The following is a 15527-nucleotide window of genomic DNA, read 5'->3' as shown; positions in this document are numbered from 1 at the left end:
CCCCACCCAGTCCAGCCGCTTGCCCAGATCACGCTCCAGCTTGCTCATCAGATGGCGGGCATATGTGCACAGTCTTCGAGTTTGGCCGCAGCCGTGTGAGCCGGATGGCGCGATCGCGCAAGCCCACACCCAGATCATCTTCCAGTTCCTTCATGGCCTTGGACAGGGCCGACTGGTCCACGTGCAGGCGTGCGGCCGCGCGCGAAGTGCAACTCCTCGCCCATGGCGATGAAGTAGCGCATGTGTCAAAGTCCCGCTCGCATTCGATATCTCCTTCTTGACGACTCACACAAGATTCGCGCCCCCCCTGCGGCGGACGGAGTCAGCGTTGAGGCAAACCGCGTCGGTGTGTGTTGATGCCCACCATCACCGTCTGGCCGGATGCTTCGGCGCAGTGGTCCAGGGCCTGGCGCAGTGCGGTGTCCACGCTGCGCAGGGAGATACGAAGCCAGGTGGCGACTTCCTGGCGGGATTTGTCTTCGAGGCGAAGGGCGACCAGCACCGAGCGGTGGCGGCGTGGCAGGTGTTGCAAGACGCGCTCGACCGCTTCCAGCTCGGAGCGGGCTCGGCAATGACGTCGGGGCCGGGTGAATGGTCTGCCAGTGCGTCCAGCTCTGATTCCACGCCGCTCGCGTACTGAACCGCCGCGGGTTTCGCGGAGGCTCAACACTCTAAGAGGATTGAGCCATGAGCAAGTCGAACAAGTTCTCACCTGAAGTGCGCGAGCGCGCGGTGAGGATGGTGCAGGAGCAGCGCGGGGAGTACCCGTCGCTGTGGGCAGCCATCGAGTCCATCGCCCCCAAGATTGGCTGCGTGCCGCAGACCTTGAACGAATGGGTCAAGCGCGCCGAAGTCGATACCGGCGTGCGTGAAGGCGTGACGAGCAGCGAAGCCCAGCGGATGGAGGAGCTGGAGCGCGAGGTCAAGGAGCTGCGCCGAGCCAATGAGATATTGAAGCTGGCCAGCGCTTTTTTCGCCCAGGCGGAGCTCGACCGCCGACTGAAGTCGTGAAGGCCTTCATCGACAAGCATCGCGATGCCTTGGGGGTCGAGCCGCTCTGCACGGTTTTGCAGGTCGCCCCATCGGCCTACCGGCGCCATGCCGCGCTGCTGCGCGAGCCCCACAGGCGCTGTGCCCGCGCCAAACGCGACGAGATGCTCATGCCGCAGAAGCCAAGGCCCCATGCCCGCTGGACCGGGTCAACCGGCAGTTCCATGCCGAGCGGCCCAACCAGCTGTGGGTCAGCGACTTCACGTACGTTTCCACCTGGCAGGGCTGGCTGTACGTGGCCTTCGTCATCGACGTGTTCGCCCGCCGCATCGTGGGCTGGCGGGTGAGCAGTTCAATGCGCACGGACTTCGTGCTCGATGCGCTGGAGCAGGCCCTGTATGCCCGCCAGCCCGAACGCGATGGCAGACTGGTCTGCCACTCCGATAGGGGCTGGCAATACGTCAGCATCCGCTACACCGAGCGGCTGGCCGAAGCCGGCATCGAGCCGTCCGTGGGCAGCAAGGGCGACAGCTATGACAACGCCTTGGCCGAGACCATCAACGGTCTGTACAAGGCCGAACTGATTCACCGCCGGGCGCCATGGAAAACCAGGGAGGCCGTCGAGTTCGCAACGCTCGAGTGGGTGTCCTGGTTCAACCACCACCGTCTGCTCGAACCCATCGGGTACATCCCGCCTGCTGAGGCCGAGGCAAACTACCACCGACAACTCGCCAGTCAGACCCACCGCGGTGGCGGTCTGACTTAAACCGACCGGCCTTCATGACAGCCGGGGCGATTCACGCAAGAGCGTGGATGCACTGATCTCCATTCGATATCGAAAAACCTGCACGTCAATCAGCTTCCCATATGCTCGCACCGGCACCTCTATATCGGTCGCGATTCGTTCGGCGACAGCCTCGCTGGTGCATTCGATGAGAACGTAGCAATCTTCGCCGCCCACATAGTCAGAGTCCGCCGTCACGGGCCTGGAGAGGCCCGCATCTGCTTCGACAAAGTGGATTGAAGCCACGCCCAGTTGGTCCACCAGATTCAGCATGCTCGCAAGCGCGGGCATCATGGCCGAGTCGTCCAACGGGCGCAGTCGTACCAGTGCGACGGCGACACCTCGCGCCACCCCAGCGCTCCGCACCAGTCGTCCCACGACACGTGTGGGCGCGATGAATCGGGAAATATGGTGATTGGACCATTCGGTCTGGTTCGCCAGGGCCGCACGGTAGGGTGCGCTGTCGAGCACGGCGAACTCAATGGAGTTGTAGATCTGTAGGTACCGGGTAGGCGCGCCGAGCGATACATATCGGCGCGCCTCAAGAAAGCCAGGAATCGCCACCCTCTCCGCCAGGTGCTCGCGATCAAACCACTCGTTGAAGTCAGCCTCCTCCTCGGGGAGAACTTCCATCGACGACATCAAAATTCCATTGCCCGCAAAAACCATTTCTGTTCTCTTCAAGTAGTTCAGATCGATAGAGGGATCAATCGATCCGGATGTTCGCTTCGGTGATCACTTTCTCCCACTTGAGTCGATCCCGCTTGATCGTCTCAGCCAGTTTCTGGGGCGAACCACCCTCGATTTCCATGCCCATGTCGATCAACTTTTTCTTCATGTCAGGATCCTGCAGGATCTCATTCACGTTCTTGTTCAGCAGTGCAATCACTGCTTCAGGCGTCCGAGCGGGTGCCAACAGTGCAAACCAGTGCAGCAACTCGAAGTTGGCAAAGCCCTTGCTTTCGGAGACGGCAGGCAGCCCGGGATAAGCGTTTGAGCGCTTTGCCGTGGTGACTGCCAACGCCTTCAACTTGCCCGCCTTGGCCATCGGCATCGACTCCGGGCCGATGGCCATCATCACCGGTACCTGACCAGACATCAGATCTTGCAGTGCGGGCGCTCCACCCTTGTAGGGCACGTGCGTCATGTCAATGGACGACAACCGTTTGTACAACTCCATGCCCAGATGGCTGGGGTTGCCGGGGCCACTGGACGCGTAGTTGAGCGGTGTCGGTGAAGAGCGCGCAAACGCTGTGAGTTCGTCGAACGAACTGACCGGCAGCGACGGATGAACCATGACGACACTGGGAAGCGTCACCGCCATCACGATCGGCGCGAAGTCCTTTTCCGGGTCATATGCAAGTCGCCCCTTGTAGAGCGTTGGATTGACCGACAAGCCCGCGGTAGACGCCAGCAGGATCGTGTAGCCGTCCGGGCCGGCTTTTGCAACGTAGCCGGCACCAATCTGCTCGGTCGCACCTGGCTTGTTCTCGATGAGAATCGGCTGTTTGAGCCGCTGCGAGAGCTGCTGCCCGATCAATCTCGACACTTGATCTGATGCGCCTCCCGGGGGGTAAGGCACCACGATCCGGATGGGCTTGTCCGGATAACCCGCCGCCGCCGAAAACGCTGCCGCAGCGAGTGAGGAGGCAAACAACACACGTTTCAAGATGGCGTTCATATGGGTCCAAGCGAGTTGAATCACTGAGGCGTGATGTTTGCGGCCTTCACCAACCGCGCGTAGTTTTCCGCGTCGTTGCGGATGAAGTCACGAAAGGCTTCGGGCGAGTCCCCGACGGGAATGAGCGCGACCTCCTCCAACTGCCGGCGCAAATCACCGCGCAGCGCCGTCTTGATCGCCGCATTGATCCTGTCGATCACGGCAGGAGGGGTGCCGGCTGGCGCCGCGATGCCGGTCCAGGTGACCACCTCGAAGTCGGGCAGGCCCGCCTCCTTCATCGTGGGAACGTCTGGGAGCAGCGGCGAGCGCGCGTGGCTGGTGACGGCCAGCGCGCGCAGCTTGCCGCTCTTGGCGTATGGCAAGGCTGTTGGCGAGGTGTCGAACAGCATGTCGATCTGTCCGCCCATGAGGTCTACAAGCGCCGGAGCGCCGCCCTTGTACGGGACGTGGAGCAGTTGGAGCTTGGTCTGTTGCATGAAAACCTCTGTAGAGAAGTGCTGAGCAGATCCAACACCAGCGCTGCCGAAAGTCACCTTTCCAGGCCGTGCCTTGGCCATCGCGATCAGTTCCTTCACGCTGTGCGCAGGCGACTGGTTGCCCACAACCAGAATGTTGGGCTGATCGACGATCCGCATGATGGGGGCAAAGGCCTGCAGCGGATCGAAGGGCGGACTGGCGTACAAGAACTGGTTCGCGGCGAAGACGCCGGCGCTGCCGACCAGCAGGGTGTAGCCGTCCAGGGGCGCTTTCGCGACATAGGCCGCACCGATGTTGCCGGAGGCGCCCGGCCTGTTGTCGACAACAAAGGGCTGCTTCAGGATGTCCTGCAGGCTCTTGCCGACCAGGCGCGCAACCAGGTCCACGCTGCCGCCCGGAGGGAACGGAACGACCAGTCGCACCGGCTTGAGCGGGTAGTCCTGGGCGGCGGCGCATGGAACGACGACGGCCAGCAGCAGGCCAAGCAGCTTGCTAAGCATGGCCGGGCTCCTGCTCCAGAGCGCGCGCGGGCTGCAGCGCTGCGGCGACATGAGCGGCGATCTCAAGCAGCGCGTGATCGTTGCCCGCACGCCCGACCAGTTGCAGCCCGACAGGCCGCTCGTCGTCGTCTTGACCCGCGGGCAGCGAGATGGCGCACAGCGCCAGCAGGTTGACCGCACGCGTGAAGTGGACCGGTGCTACCTGTTGATCGACGTCTTCGATCCGAGGCGCCGTCATGGCCGTCACGGGCATGGCGATGGCGGATATCTCCAGCCGGTCCATCTCGTCGGCGAAGGCCTGCTGCCAGCGCGACGCGGTGGCTTGCGCTTGCAGGTACTGGACGGCCGTGGTCGCGCGGGCGGCCATGAATCGCGGCCGCACCGAGGGATCCATCGGTGCGTTCGGGTCGTCCAGGAAACGGTCATTCACACAAGCGCCCTCGGCGATCATGATGAAGTTGGTGGGCTCCTTGAATGCCGCCAGCGGCGCTGGAAAGCGAAACGGCACCAGGCTGAAGCCTGCGTGCTCAAGACTCTGCACGCTCTGCGCATGACACCGTGCGACGGCCGGAGTGAGTGGTGCGAGCTCGCCCGCTTCCAGGACGCCGATTCGCCGGTGGGCCGTGGGCGTTGCACGGGACGCACCAACAAGCGCCTCGAAGCAAAGCCGGGCATCCTGCACCGACGACGCGAACAAGCCCAGGCTGTCCAGGCTGCCGCTGAGCGGGTAGACGCCCCCACGCGGCAACGCATCGATGGTTGGTTTGAAGCCGACGATGCCGCAGAAGGCCGCGGGCACGCGAACCGAGCCGCCGGTGTCCGAGCCGACCGCCCAAGGGACCAGGTTCGCCGCTACTGCCACCGCCGATCCGCTGCTGGAGCCCCCTGCCACCAAGGTATCAGTGGCGCGACCAGCTGGATTGCGCGGCGTGTCCATGTGCGTGTTGGTGCCCCAAGCGCCCAGCGCGAACTGCACCAGATGGGTCTTTCCGACGATGACACCACCGGCATCGACGATGCGCCGGACGATAGCCGCGTCCTGGTGCACGATGTTGTCCGACAGTAGCGGGGAACCTGCCGTTGTGGGCTTGCCCTGCATGTCCACCAGATCCTTCAACGCCAACGGGATGCCGTGCAGCAGGCCGCGGTCACGGCCAGCGCGAAGCTCCTGATCGGCCAGGGTCGCCGCAGCCAGAGCTTCTTCCTCATAGACAGCCAGGAAGCTCTTGAAGACGGCGTCATGCGCGGCGATGCGGCGAAGGCACTCCCGCGTAAGGATCACCGAACTCGTCTCCCCGGCTCGCAAGGCACGCGAGAGTTCCACCATCGGCGCGAACGCGGGCGGCTTGGTCTGATGAGAGTTCGTCATTCCGCCACCTCACTAAGCGCAAGTCGCGTGTCCAATACCTCGGAATAGGACTCGCCGGCACGCAGCCGTGCCAAGGTCTGTTGCTCCGCCAATTGCAGGCCAATCGCTTTCCGGGCCAGGGCCCACGCCTCCTCGGGCGACATCACCAGAATGCCGTTCTCATCGGCCACCACGGCATCGCCGGGATGCACTCGCACGCCCCCGCAGTCCACCGGACGGCAAAAGCTTCCCGAGTGTCCGAGAACACGGGTGGTGCGGGCGCTCAGGCCACGGGCCCACACCGGCACGCCGAGCTCGCGCAATTCCGCGATGTCCGTCACACAGCCATCCACGACCACGCCTGCAACACCGCGCAGACGTGCCGCCAGCATGCTGGCGCCTCCCATGCACGCGATCGTCTCATCGCCTGCACGGTCGACGAACAGGAAATCACCGGCCCGTAACTGTCCCAGTGCATGGTGCAGGATGGATCCGTCCAAGCCCTCGCAGCGCACAGTGACTGCAGTGCCGACGCTGCGCCCCAGCGCCGTCATGGCCTTGATCCGGCCATGCAGAAATCCTTGATCGTGAAAGTGGCCGATGGTGGCCGGTTCGACCTCCTTCAGCAGGGCCAGCAGTTGCTGCGCGCAAGGCTGCGGCAACTCTCCTAGTTCAATGGCTGTCATTTCGGATATCGTCGTTGTGAATGACGGCAATCGTAGGCAGCCGCCCCCGGCACCGATACTGATCAATTCTCACGATGGTTGATACAAGTTCTTTATCAACGAGGTTCACCCTCCACCAGTTGGAAGCTTTCGTGTGGACCGCGCGTCTCGGCACGGTGCACGCAGCGGCTCGCCAACTTCATCTCAGCCAGCCTGCGATCTCGCACCGCATTCGCGACCTGGAGGAGGAGCTGGGTATTCAGCTGTTCGAGCGCCAGAGCCAGCGCCTTCTGGTGACGGAGTTGGGCCGCAATGTGCTGGTCTATGCGGAACGCGTGCTGGCGTCGGCACAAGACATGGCGCGGCTCGATCTGCGGCGCACCATCACAGGTCTGGTGCGCATGGGGGTGGACGAGTCCTGCGCGATCATCGGGATGCCGCAGATCCTCAAGGACATCAAGGACAGCTATCCGGCGCTTCGCGTGGACCTGACGGTGGGTGGAGGCGCCCTGCTCCTCCAGAAGATCAACAGCCATGAACTGGACATGGCCTTGCACACGGGGCAAAGCAGCCAGCCCGACGTGACAAGCCAGTTCATCGGGCTCACCCAACACCAGTGGGTGGCAGCCCACGACCTGATGATGCCGGAGGAGGAGTTTCTTCCGGCCCACGCCCTGAATCATCGCATCGTCTGCAATGCGCCGCCGTCGACGCTGCATGAATCGGCATCGCGCTGGCTGGCCTCGGACGGCTATGCTTTGGAGGAATACAGCAGTTGCAACTCGCTCTCGCTCATGGTCGCGCTGGTCGCCTCCGGCCATGCGATTGCCATGCTACCTGCATCGATCACACGCCAGCAGGTCGCCGAAAAATCCTTGCAGGTGTTGCACGCCAAGCCAGTGGTGCCGAACGTGCCCTACTACTTCTCGTATTTGGCACATCACCGCAGTGACACGACGGCGCGCATTCTGGACATTGTGCTGCGCAACCTGCAGGACACCGGCTTCTTTCACGCCGACGAGGTTTGCAAAGTTCCTTAGCGGTTGCGTCCACACGCCGGATCCCTCGGTAGGCCGTGTGGCGGACGCCCCTAAGGCCGTGCCCAGCCGAAGTGCTCCTCGATGCGCTTGCGCTTCGTCTGAATCTCTTGTGTCAGCCGCATGGACGTCGCGTAGACGAACGCTCCGGCATGAGCAATTTTCGGCACTGCGTGCACTATGCAGTTCCTATGTCCATTGGTTGACCAGTAGACGCTCCGCGCCCTATGACGTTGAAAGCGATCTACCGGCCGCTTCAAGTGCAGGCTTGACGCTCTCGAGCGCCCCACCGCCGTCGCAGGGCACGACCGCGCCAGAGATGTAGGCCGCATAGGGTGAGGCCAGGAACAGCGCCAAGTTGGCGATGTCGTCGAGCGAACCGAAGCGCTGCAGCGGCACCTGGGTGCGCGCGAACTCGCGGGCTTCGGGGGTCGGCGCCATCAGCTTGCGGAAGCCCTCGGTGCCGTCGATCGGGCCGGGTGAGATCGAGTTGAGCCGCACGCCCTCCCCGCCCCACTCGAGCGCGAGCACGCGCGTGAACTGGTCGACGCCGGCCTTGGCCGCACTCGCATGGGCCTGGTAACGCATCGGCACGAAAGACTGCGGGGCGGTGATGTTGATCACCGCCCCGCCCGGCTTGCGCAGGTGCGCATGCGCTTGGCGCAATACATGGAAGGTGCCGACCAGATCGATGTCCACCACCACCTTGAAGCCGTTGGACGACATTTCCTTGGCCTCGCACAGGAAGTTGCCCGCGGCCCCGGATATCAGCACGTCGATCGGGCCGAGCTTCTCCACCGACTCGGCGAAGGCCGCGCCCACCGCGTCGAAGTCGCGCACGTCCGCCACCACGCCGTGCACCGCACCACCGTGGCGGCCCAGCGAATCCACGGCCGCGTCGACGTTCTCGCGCTTGCGGCTGGCCACGGTCACACGCGCGCCCTGGCGCGCAAAGGCATCCGCGATGCCGAAGTTGATGCCCGTGGTGCCGCCGAAGACGACGACGTGGCGGTCCGTGAAATCGATGCCGAGCTGCATGGGGTTCTCTGGGTCGGTGAAGGAAAGGGACTCGCCGCCGGTCAGTTGAAGCCCGAGCGGGGCGAGGCGGCCGTGCCGCTGCCGTACAGCGCCAGCCGGCGGCAACCCGCGAAGATCGACTTGGGCGTGAGGCCGTAGATCTGGCGGATCGAATGGCTGAAGTGCGTCGCGTCGGGGTAGCCGACGTCGAGCGCGATGTTCGTGAGATTGGCGTTCTGCGTCACGTAATAGAGGACGCTGCGCGCGCGCTGCCAGGTCCGGAAACTGCGGAACGGCGAGCCCACCTCAGCCTTGAACAGGTGCAGGAAGCGCGACACCGACAGGTGGCTGGCCACCGCGCATTCCTCGGCCGAGGTGTGGCTGTTGGGGTCGCACTTGATCTTGTCCACCACCGCGCTCATGCGCTTGTCGATCACGCGAGCCGGCAGCGCATCGCCAAAGAAGTTCTCGTCGAAGTCCTCGGTACGCGCGTACTGGCGGGTGGCGCAGCGCTTGAACTTGTCCAGCGCGTCGCGCATGGTCTGAAGCGCCTTCTCGTCGCGCACCGCGCCGCGACCAGTGCGGATGTGCTCGGGCAGGTCGCGCAGGCGCACCGTCTCCGACTCGATCAGGATGTTGCAGATCATCCGGTCCTCGGACTCGATGCGGTGGCCCACGTAGGGCGGCACGACCGACAGCAGGGTTTCCTCCCACTCGCCGCCGTCCACGCAGATCCGGTGCGGCCTGCGCAGCGACACGTAGATGCTGAAGGCGCCGAAGGTGCGCACCGACGGTTCGCCCAGCAGGCCGACATAGAGCACGCGATCGGCGTTGAGCCACATCACGCGCTCGGACGGCGCTGTGGAGGTGCTCCGCGAAGGCTGCAATTCGCTCGAATCGATCTGAATCTGCATGGTGTTGTCTCCTGTTTATATCGGCGGCCCCGCGCCAAGGCTTGCGTCGAGTCGTCAACGGTACTTGGCGAGCTCCAGTTTGCCAAGCTGCGCGCAATGCACCTCGTCCGGGCCGTCGGCCAGGCGCAGCAGGCGTGCGGTCGCGTAGGCCGAGGCGATGCCCAGGTCGTTGTTGGTGCCGCCGCCGCCATGCGCCTGGATCACCCAGTCGATCACCTGGCAGGCCATCTGCGGGGCCGCCACCTTGATCATCGCGATGTCGGCCTTGGCGACCTTGTTGCCTACGGTGTCCATGCGGTGCGCGGCGTTGAGCGTGAGCAGGCGCGACTGCTCGATCAGGATGCGCGAGTGCGCGATGCGCTCCAGCGTCACGCCCTGCTGCGCGATGGTCTTGCCGAAGGCCACGCGCGACAGGCTGCGCCGGCACATGCGCTCCAGCATGCGCTCGGCCAGCCCGACCAGCCGCATGCAGTGGTGGATGCGGCCCGGTCCGAGCCGGCCCTGCGCGATCTCGAAACCGCGGCCCTCGCCCAGCAGCATGTTCGAGGCCGGCACGCGCACGTCCTCGAACAGCACCTCCGACGCGCGGTCCGGCACGCCGTAGAAGCCGAACACCGCGATCGGCCGCACCACCGTCACGCCGGGCGTGTCCATGGGCACGAGGATCATCGACTGCTGCTTGTGACGGTCGGCGTTGTCCGGGTCGGACTTGCCCATGAAGATGCCGATCCTGCAGCGCGGATCGGTGGCGTTGGTGGTGTACCACTTGTGGCCGTTGATCACGTAGTGGTCGCCATCGCGCACGATGCTCGACTCGATGTTGGTCGCATCGCTCGAGGCCACGCCCGGTTCGGTCATCGCGAAGCAGGAGCGGATCTCGCCCGCCAGCAGCGGCTTGAGCCAGCGCTCCTGGTGCTCGGGCGTGCCGTAGCGCGCCAGCACTTCCATGTTGCCGGTGTCGGGCGCCGAGCAGTTGAAGACCTCGGGCGCGAGGTGCGAGCGGCCCATGATCTCGCACAGCGGCGCGTACTCGAAGTTCGTCAGGCCCGCGCCGTGGCTCGACTCGGGGAGGAACAGGTTCCAGAGCCCGGCCTCGCGTGCCTTGGGCTTGAGCTCGTCGAGCACCGGCGCCACCTTCCAGGGGCCCAGCGTCTCGGCCTCCTTGTAGTAGCGCTCCTCGTTGGGATAGATATGTTCTTCCATGAACGCGCGGAGGCGCCTCTGCAGATCCTGAACCTTGGGAGAGAACTCGAACACATGAACCTTTCTGGGTGGCGTCTTGCCGATGTCGCGCGGGGCGTGGAGAGAAGGAGGCGCGGCGCTAGCGCTCGCCGCGCGGGAAATGGGCTTCGACCTGACGCCAGGCGGCCTCGGCGATGGGCCGCGCCTTCGCGCCCGTCTCGCGCGCCTCGGCGCTCGAGGCCGTGCCGTCCAGCGCGCGCTTCAGGATGCCCTGCAGGATCGCGGCCAGACGGAACATGCTGTAGGCCAGGTAGAACTCCCAGTGCGCGGGATCGACCGGCGCGCGGCCGGTACGGCGGCAGTAGGCGTCGAGGTAGCTGCGTTCGTCGGGAATGCCCAGCGCCGCAAGGTCGACGCCGGCCATGCCGCGGAACTGCGCGGCCGTCAGCCGCCAGGGCAGCGCGTGGTACGCGAAGTCCGCCAGCGGATGGCCCAGCGTGGACAGCTCCCAGTCGAGCACCGCCAGCACACGCGGCTCGCTCGGGTGGAAGATCATGTTGTCGATGCGCAGGTCGCCATGGAAGAGGCAGGTCTCGTCGCCGGGCGGCACGTGCGCGGGCAGCCACTCGATGAGGCGCTCCATCGCCGGGATCGGCTGGGTGACCGAGGCCTGGTACTGCGCGGTCCAGCGGCCGATCTGGCGCGTGAAGAAGCCGCCGCTGCGACCGTAGTCCGCCAGGCCGACCGCGGCCGGGTCCACGCCGTGCAGCGCCGCGACCACGCGGCTCATGTCCTCGTAGATCGCGGCGCGCTCGGCACGCTCGCAACCGGGCAGGGCCGGGTCCCAGAGCACGCGGCCCTCGACGAAGGCCATCACGTAGAAGGGCGTGCCGATCACCGAGGCATCGGCGCAGTAGCCCAGCGCACGCGCCACCGGCACCTCGCTGCCACTCAGCGCGGCGATCACCCGGTACTCGCGGTCGACGGCATGGGCCGAGGGCAGCAGTGCGCCGTCGGGTTTCTTGCGCAGCACGTAGCGGGTGCCCGCGCCGTCGGTCAGCAGGTAGGTCGGATTCGACTGGCCGCCCTTGAAGCGCTCCAGCGCCGCGGCGCCGCGAAAGCCCGGGATGTGCGCCTGCAGCCATGACGACAGCGCCTGCAGGTCCAACGCCCGGGGGGCGCCGTTCGATGTACTCACAGCCGCATCATTCAACATTCATGACCTCTCATGCGAAGAATGGTATGGCATTATTGTCTGACAATCTACCGGGGGTTTACGCCGACGATCGCCTGTGCGACAGCGGGAATGCGGGCCCGTCCCTGGCCCCGACCTCAGTCGCGAAACGTGGGCACGCGGTGTTCGCGCGCGGCGCGCAGGGCCTCGTCCAGGTCCTCGGAATACAGCATCGCGGCGTTCCATGTGGCGATGTAGTTGAGGCCGTCGGCCACCGGCCGGTCGCGCACGTAGGAGATCATTTCCTTGGTGCCGCGCAGGCACAGCGGCGACTTGGCCGCGAGCTGCGCCGCGATGTCGGCCACCGCCGCCGAGAGCTCGGCACGGGTCTCGTGGCAGCAGTTGACCAGGCGCATGCGCGCGGCCTCGGCGCCCGAGAAGCGCCGCGCGGTGTAGGCCAGCTCGCGCGCCATGCCCTCCCCCACCAGCCGCGGCAGGCGCTGCAGCGTGCCCACGTCGGCCACCAGGCCCACGTCGATCTCCTTGACCGAGAACCAGGCGTCTTCGCAGCAGTAGCGCATGTCGCAGGCCGTGACGATGTCGATGCCGCCACCCACGCAGGCCGCATGGATCTCGGCGATCACGGGCTTGCGGCAGCGCTCGATGGCCGTGACCGTACCCTGCAGGTCGAGGATGTTGCGTCGCGTCTTCTCGCGCGAGCGGCCGTCGCAGGCGTCTTCGGTCTGCGCCTTGAGTTCGTCGAGCATCGCCAGGTCGAGCCCGGCCGAGAAATGCGCGCCCGCCGCCGACAGGATGCCCACGCGCGCCTGCGGCGTGGTGTCCAGCCATTCCATCGCCTCGCGCAGTTCGCGCCACATCGCGGCATTGATCGCATTGGCCTTGTGCGGGCGGTTGAGCTCGATGCGGGCCACCCCTGCCTGCAGCGACACATTCAGGGTCTCGAAGGCGGGGGCGGCCGTGGTGTTCATTCTTCCTCCTCGAAATGCCGCAGATGGGCCTGGCGCAACGCGAACTTCTGGATCTTTCCGGTCGAGGTCACGGGCAGCGATGCGAGCCGCAAGAAAGCCTTGGGCACCTCGAAGCGGCCGAGATGCGCGCGGCAATGCGCTTCGATGTCGACGTCCTCCTGCGTCGGGTCGAGCACCACGAAGGCGGTGATGGCCTCCCCCCAGCGCGCGTGCGGCAGGCCGACCACGGCCGCGGCGCGCACCGCGGGATGGCGCAGCAGCACCTCCTCGACCTTGATCGACGGCACGTTCTCGCCGCCGGTCTTGACCATGTCCTTGATGCGGTCGAGGAAGAGCAGTTCGCCGTCGTCGTCCCAGCGCCCCAGGTCGCCCGAATGGTGCCAGCCGAAGCGCGAGGCATGGGCCGTGGCCTCGGGGTCTTGGTAGTAGCCGAGCATCACGTTGGGGCCGCGGTAGACGATCTCGCCGACCTCGCCCGGGCCCAGCAGGCGGCCGTCGTCCGACATCACGCCCAGCTCATCGGCCAGCGTGGCCACGCCCCAGTAGGCGCCGAAGCGCTGCAATTGCTGCTCGGGCCGGAAGATGGTGGCGGCGGTGTACATCTCGGTCTGGCCCGAGCACAGCGCAAAGCGGTTGCACAGGCCGTCGAGCAATGCAGTGAGCAGCGTTTTCGACATCGGCGCCATCGCGTAGATGCACAGCTTGAGGCTCGACAGGTCGGTGTGCTGTCGGTCGGGATGCTCGAGCAGCGCGCGGTACATCGTCGGCAGCCCGACCAGCAGGCCGATGCGGTGCCGCGCGATCGCCGGCAGCACCGCGTCGGCATCGAAGCCGCGCATCAGTACCGAACTCGCGCCGCACAGCAGCGCCGACAGCAGCACCACGTGCTGCCCGACATGGAACAACGGCAAATGGCAGCTGAACACCTCGCCGTCCACGCCCATGCCCCATTCGACCAGATTGGACATCAGCACCGAATGAACCGAGGCGTGCGAGTGCATCACGCCCTTCTGGCGCCCGGTGGTGCCGCTGGTGTACATGATCTGCACCAGCGCATCGCCGTCTATGTCGGTGTCGGGCTGGGTGCACGGGCAGCCTGCGATGCGCTCACCGAGTGAAACCCATGCGGCCGGCCGCTCGGCCGCGTCCGCCTGGCAGACCGTGACCGCCAGGCCCGCGCGATCGACGTGCGCACGCAGCACCGCGTCGGCCAGCAGCCGCACATCGGCCACCAGGTGGCGCGCCTGCGCGTGCGCGAGGATGAATCCCACCGCCTCCGGCGCGAGCGCGGTGTTGATCGGCACCCACACCAGCCCGGCCTTGTAGATGCCGAACATCGCGACCACCATCTCCGCCGAGTTGTCGCACAGCATGGCCACGCGGTCGCCCGCCACCAGGCCCGCGGCGGCCAGCGCATGGGCCATGCGGTTGGCGTCCTCGTCGAGCGTGCGGAAGCTGGTGCGGTGCTCGCCGTCGATCAGCGCGGCGCGCGCGCCGAAGCGGCGTGCCGCGCGGTGCAGCAGATCGCCCAGCGCCACGCGGCCGATGCGCCGGCGCGGCGCCAGGTCCATGGATGTCACTTCGACACGCCGACCGGTTCGAGGTACTCGCTCGCCAGCACCCATTTGCCGTTGACGATCTGGGTCATGCGCACCTTCTGGTTGCTCAGCCGGTTGTCCTTCGAGACGTTGAATCCCGGGTTGCCCAGCACGTCGGGGCCGAGTTTGGTCGCTTCCATCGCGGCATTGAAGCTTTCGGCCGTGAGCGCCTTGCCGGCCTTGTCCGCGACCTTGGCGAAAGTCGTCATCGCGTAATAGGCGTACATCGAATACAGGCCCGGGTCGTCGCCGAAGCGCTTCTTGTAGGCCGCGAACCATTCGCGCACCGCCGGGTTGGCGTCGTCGGCGTAGGGCAAGGGAATGAAGGTCGCGCCGTAGACGCCTTCCATGGCCGCGCCGCCCAATGTAGGAACCTGCTGCGAATAGTTGGCGGCGGTGCCCAGGAAGTCGGGGCTGAAGCCGATCTTGCGCGCCTCGCCGACCGAGCCGATGAACTCGCGCAGGGTCGAGGCATTGAAGACCAGGTCGCAGTTGGCCGCCTTGAGCCGCGCCATCTGCGAGGAGAAGTCGGTCGCCCCGCGCTTGTAGGTGGTCTTCTCGGCCACCGCCATGCCCTTGGCCTTGAGGTAGGCCTCGACGCCCTCGAAGGCCTCGCGGCCGTAGTCGTCGTCCTGGTAGAGCACGCCGACGCGCTTGTACGGCTTCTTCTTCATCATGAAGTCGAGTGTCGACGCCGACATCGAGAAGTACGACGGCGCGAGCGCCACCTTGTACGGGCTCGGCGGTTCGTACAGGTCCTTCGAAGCGCCCTGAGGCATGAAGTTGAAGACCTTGTTCTCGATCAGGAAGGGCAGCGCCGCCATGTTGGTCGCGGTGCCCAGGTGGCCGAGGATCGCGAACACGTTCTCCTGCGTGACCAGCTTCTGCGCGGCCAGCACCGCGCGCTTGGGCTCGTAGCCATGGTCCTCGACCACCAGCCGGACCTTGCGGCCCTGGATCCCGCCCCTGGCATTGATCTCCTCGACGGCCATGTTCATGCCGTTGCGGGACTCCTTGCCGTAGTTGGCGATCGGGCCCGACAGGTCGGTGATCGTGCCCAGCACGATCTCGCTGTCGCTCACGCCCTTGCCCTGGGCGAGGGCGAGGCCGGCGGCCCCGAGCAGCAGGGCCGTGGTGATCAGGTTTCTGCGCAACATCGATGTCTCCTTCT

At 65.7% G+C, this 15527-nt stretch carries 15 protein-coding genes, 1 pseudogene and 1 other annotated feature; of the genes and pseudogenes, 2 read left to right on the top strand and 14 right to left on the bottom strand.

Annotated features, from left to right (window positions below; genetic code table 11):
- Window positions 1-28: 28 nt before the first annotated feature.
- Window positions 29-154 carry a hypothetical protein gene (locus tag ACSFBC_RS17940; protein ID WP_435511695.1) on the bottom strand — a complete coding sequence of 42 codons (126 nt, stop codon included), beginning with the start codon at window positions 152-154 and terminating at the stop codon, window positions 29-31.
- Between the two features lie 168 nt (window positions 155-322).
- Window positions 323-670 carry a sigma factor-like helix-turn-helix DNA-binding protein gene (locus ACSFBC_RS17935; RefSeq protein ID WP_435511694.1) on the bottom strand — a complete coding sequence of 116 codons (348 nt, stop codon included), beginning with the start codon at window positions 668-670 and terminating at the stop codon, window positions 323-325.
- 17 nt (window positions 671-687) lie between these two features.
- Between ACSFBC_RS17935 and ACSFBC_RS17930 the strand changes: the two are divergent.
- Window positions 688-1753 (top strand): annotated as a pseudogene (locus ACSFBC_RS17930) (transposase); the annotation flags it as partial.
- Window positions 966-1082 (top strand) — a sequence feature (AL1L pseudoknot). It overlaps the preceding pseudogene by 117 nt.
- Window positions 1754-1768: 15 nt before the next feature.
- On the opposite strand, the gene ACSFBC_RS17925 reads toward ACSFBC_RS17930, so the two are convergent.
- Genes ACSFBC_RS17925 through ACSFBC_RS17905 form a run of 5 tightly spaced genes read right to left on the bottom strand, consistent with a single transcriptional unit; the run spans window position 1769 to window position 6466 of the window.
- Window positions 1769-2458, bottom strand: a complete 690-nt coding sequence (locus ACSFBC_RS17925; protein ID WP_435511693.1) for a hypothetical protein — start codon at window positions 2456-2458, stop codon at window positions 1769-1771.
- Between the two features lie 22 nt (window positions 2459-2480).
- A complete protein-coding gene (locus ACSFBC_RS17920) occupies window positions 2481-3455 on the bottom strand; it encodes a tripartite tricarboxylate transporter substrate binding protein (protein ID WP_435511692.1) in 975 nt (324 codons plus the stop codon).
- Between the two features lie 20 nt (window positions 3456-3475).
- Entirely contained in the window at window positions 3476-4432 is a 957-nt protein-coding gene (locus ACSFBC_RS17915) for a Bug family tripartite tricarboxylate transporter substrate binding protein (protein WP_435511691.1), read from the bottom strand.
- Window positions 4425-5801, bottom strand: coding sequence for an amidase (locus ACSFBC_RS17910; protein WP_435511690.1), 1377 nt, complete (start codon window positions 5799-5801; stop codon window positions 4425-4427). Before ACSFBC_RS17910 ends, ACSFBC_RS17915 begins: the two co-directional genes overlap by 8 nt.
- Complete coding sequence (locus tag ACSFBC_RS17905) at window positions 5798-6466, bottom strand: RraA family protein (RefSeq protein WP_435511689.1); 669 nt, start codon at window positions 6464-6466, stop codon at window positions 5798-5800. Before ACSFBC_RS17905 ends, ACSFBC_RS17910 begins: the two co-directional genes overlap by 4 nt.
- A gap of 74 nt (window positions 6467-6540) precedes the next feature.
- Here ACSFBC_RS17905 and ACSFBC_RS17900 point away from each other — a divergent pair, with 74 nt between their 5' ends.
- Window positions 6541-7485 (top strand): LysR family transcriptional regulator, encoded by a 945-nt coding sequence (locus ACSFBC_RS17900; protein ID WP_435511688.1) that lies wholly within the window; start codon window positions 6541-6543, stop codon window positions 7483-7485.
- A gap of 222 nt (window positions 7486-7707) precedes the next feature.
- Here the strand turns inward: ACSFBC_RS17900 and ACSFBC_RS17895 are convergent, their stop codons facing one another.
- From ACSFBC_RS17895 to ACSFBC_RS17865, 7 genes are all read right to left on the bottom strand, one after another.
- On the bottom strand, window positions 7708-8520 hold the full coding sequence (locus tag ACSFBC_RS17895; RefSeq protein WP_435511687.1) for an SDR family oxidoreductase: 813 nt from the start codon (window positions 8518-8520) through the stop codon (window positions 7708-7710).
- A gap of 41 nt (window positions 8521-8561) precedes the next feature.
- Complete coding sequence (locus ACSFBC_RS17890) at window positions 8562-9413, bottom strand: helix-turn-helix transcriptional regulator (protein WP_435511686.1); 852 nt, start codon at window positions 9411-9413, stop codon at window positions 8562-8564.
- 54 nt (window positions 9414-9467) lie between these two features.
- On the bottom strand, window positions 9468-10670 hold the full coding sequence (locus tag ACSFBC_RS17885) for an acyl-CoA dehydrogenase family protein (RefSeq protein ID WP_435511685.1): 1203 nt from the start codon (window positions 10668-10670) through the stop codon (window positions 9468-9470).
- Window positions 10671-10734: 64 nt separating this feature from the next.
- Window positions 10735-11793 carry a phosphotransferase gene (locus ACSFBC_RS17880; RefSeq protein WP_435511684.1) on the bottom strand — a complete coding sequence of 353 codons (1059 nt, stop codon included), beginning with the start codon at window positions 11791-11793 and terminating at the stop codon, window positions 10735-10737.
- Window positions 11794-11927: 134 nt separating this feature from the next.
- Window positions 11928-12758: a crotonase/enoyl-CoA hydratase family protein gene (locus tag ACSFBC_RS17875; RefSeq protein WP_435511683.1), complete on the bottom strand. Its 831-nt coding sequence runs from the start codon at window positions 12756-12758 to the stop codon at window positions 11928-11930.
- Complete coding sequence (locus tag ACSFBC_RS17870) at window positions 12755-14329, bottom strand: class I adenylate-forming enzyme family protein (RefSeq protein ID WP_435511682.1); 1575 nt, start codon at window positions 14327-14329, stop codon at window positions 12755-12757. The genes ACSFBC_RS17875 and ACSFBC_RS17870 overlap by 4 nt, the downstream gene beginning before the upstream one ends.
- Window positions 14330-14334: 5 nt before the next feature.
- A complete protein-coding gene (locus ACSFBC_RS17865; protein ID WP_435511681.1) occupies window positions 14335-15513 on the bottom strand; it encodes an ABC transporter substrate-binding protein in 1179 nt (392 codons plus the stop codon).
- Window positions 15514-15527 lie beyond the last annotated feature (14 nt).

The sequence above is a fragment of the Variovorax frigidus genome, from assembly GCF_051216515.1.
Lineage (GTDB): Bacteria > Pseudomonadota > Gammaproteobacteria > Burkholderiales > Burkholderiaceae_C > Variovorax.
This window is presented reverse-complemented; position numbering and strand designations above follow the sequence as displayed.

Coding starts and splice junctions, on each gene's coding strand:
- ACSFBC_RS17915 (WP_435511691.1), bottom strand. CDS start 4,432: ATGCTTAGCAAGCTGCTTGGCCTGCTGCTGGCCGTCGTCGTTCCATGC.
- ACSFBC_RS17870 (WP_435511682.1), bottom strand. CDS start 14,329: ATGGACCTGGCGCCGCGCCGGCGCATCGGCCGCGTGGCGCTGGGCGAT.
- ACSFBC_RS17940 (WP_435511695.1), bottom strand. CDS start 154: ATGAAGGAACTGGAAGATGATCTGGGTGTGGGCTTGCGCGATCGCGCC.
- ACSFBC_RS17900 (WP_435511688.1), top strand. CDS start 6,541: ATGGTTGATACAAGTTCTTTATCAACGAGGTTCACCCTCCACCAGTTG.
- ACSFBC_RS17890 (WP_435511686.1), bottom strand. CDS start 9,413: ATGCAGATTCAGATCGATTCGAGCGAATTGCAGCCTTCGCGGAGCACC.
- ACSFBC_RS17895 (WP_435511687.1), bottom strand. CDS start 8,520: ATGCAGCTCGGCATCGATTTCACGGACCGCCACGTCGTCGTCTTCGGC.
- ACSFBC_RS17920 (WP_435511692.1), bottom strand. CDS start 3,455: ATGAACGCCATCTTGAAACGTGTGTTGTTTGCCTCCTCACTCGCTGCG.
- ACSFBC_RS17910 (WP_435511690.1), bottom strand. CDS start 5,801: ATGACGAACTCTCATCAGACCAAGCCGCCCGCGTTCGCGCCGATGGTG.
- ACSFBC_RS17875 (WP_435511683.1), bottom strand. CDS start 12,758: ATGAACACCACGGCCGCCCCCGCCTTCGAGACCCTGAATGTGTCGCTG.
- ACSFBC_RS17865 (WP_435511681.1), bottom strand. CDS start 15,513: ATGTTGCGCAGAAACCTGATCACCACGGCCCTGCTGCTCGGGGCCGCC.
- ACSFBC_RS17905 (WP_435511689.1), bottom strand. CDS start 6,466: ATGACAGCCATTGAACTAGGAGAGTTGCCGCAGCCTTGCGCGCAGCAA.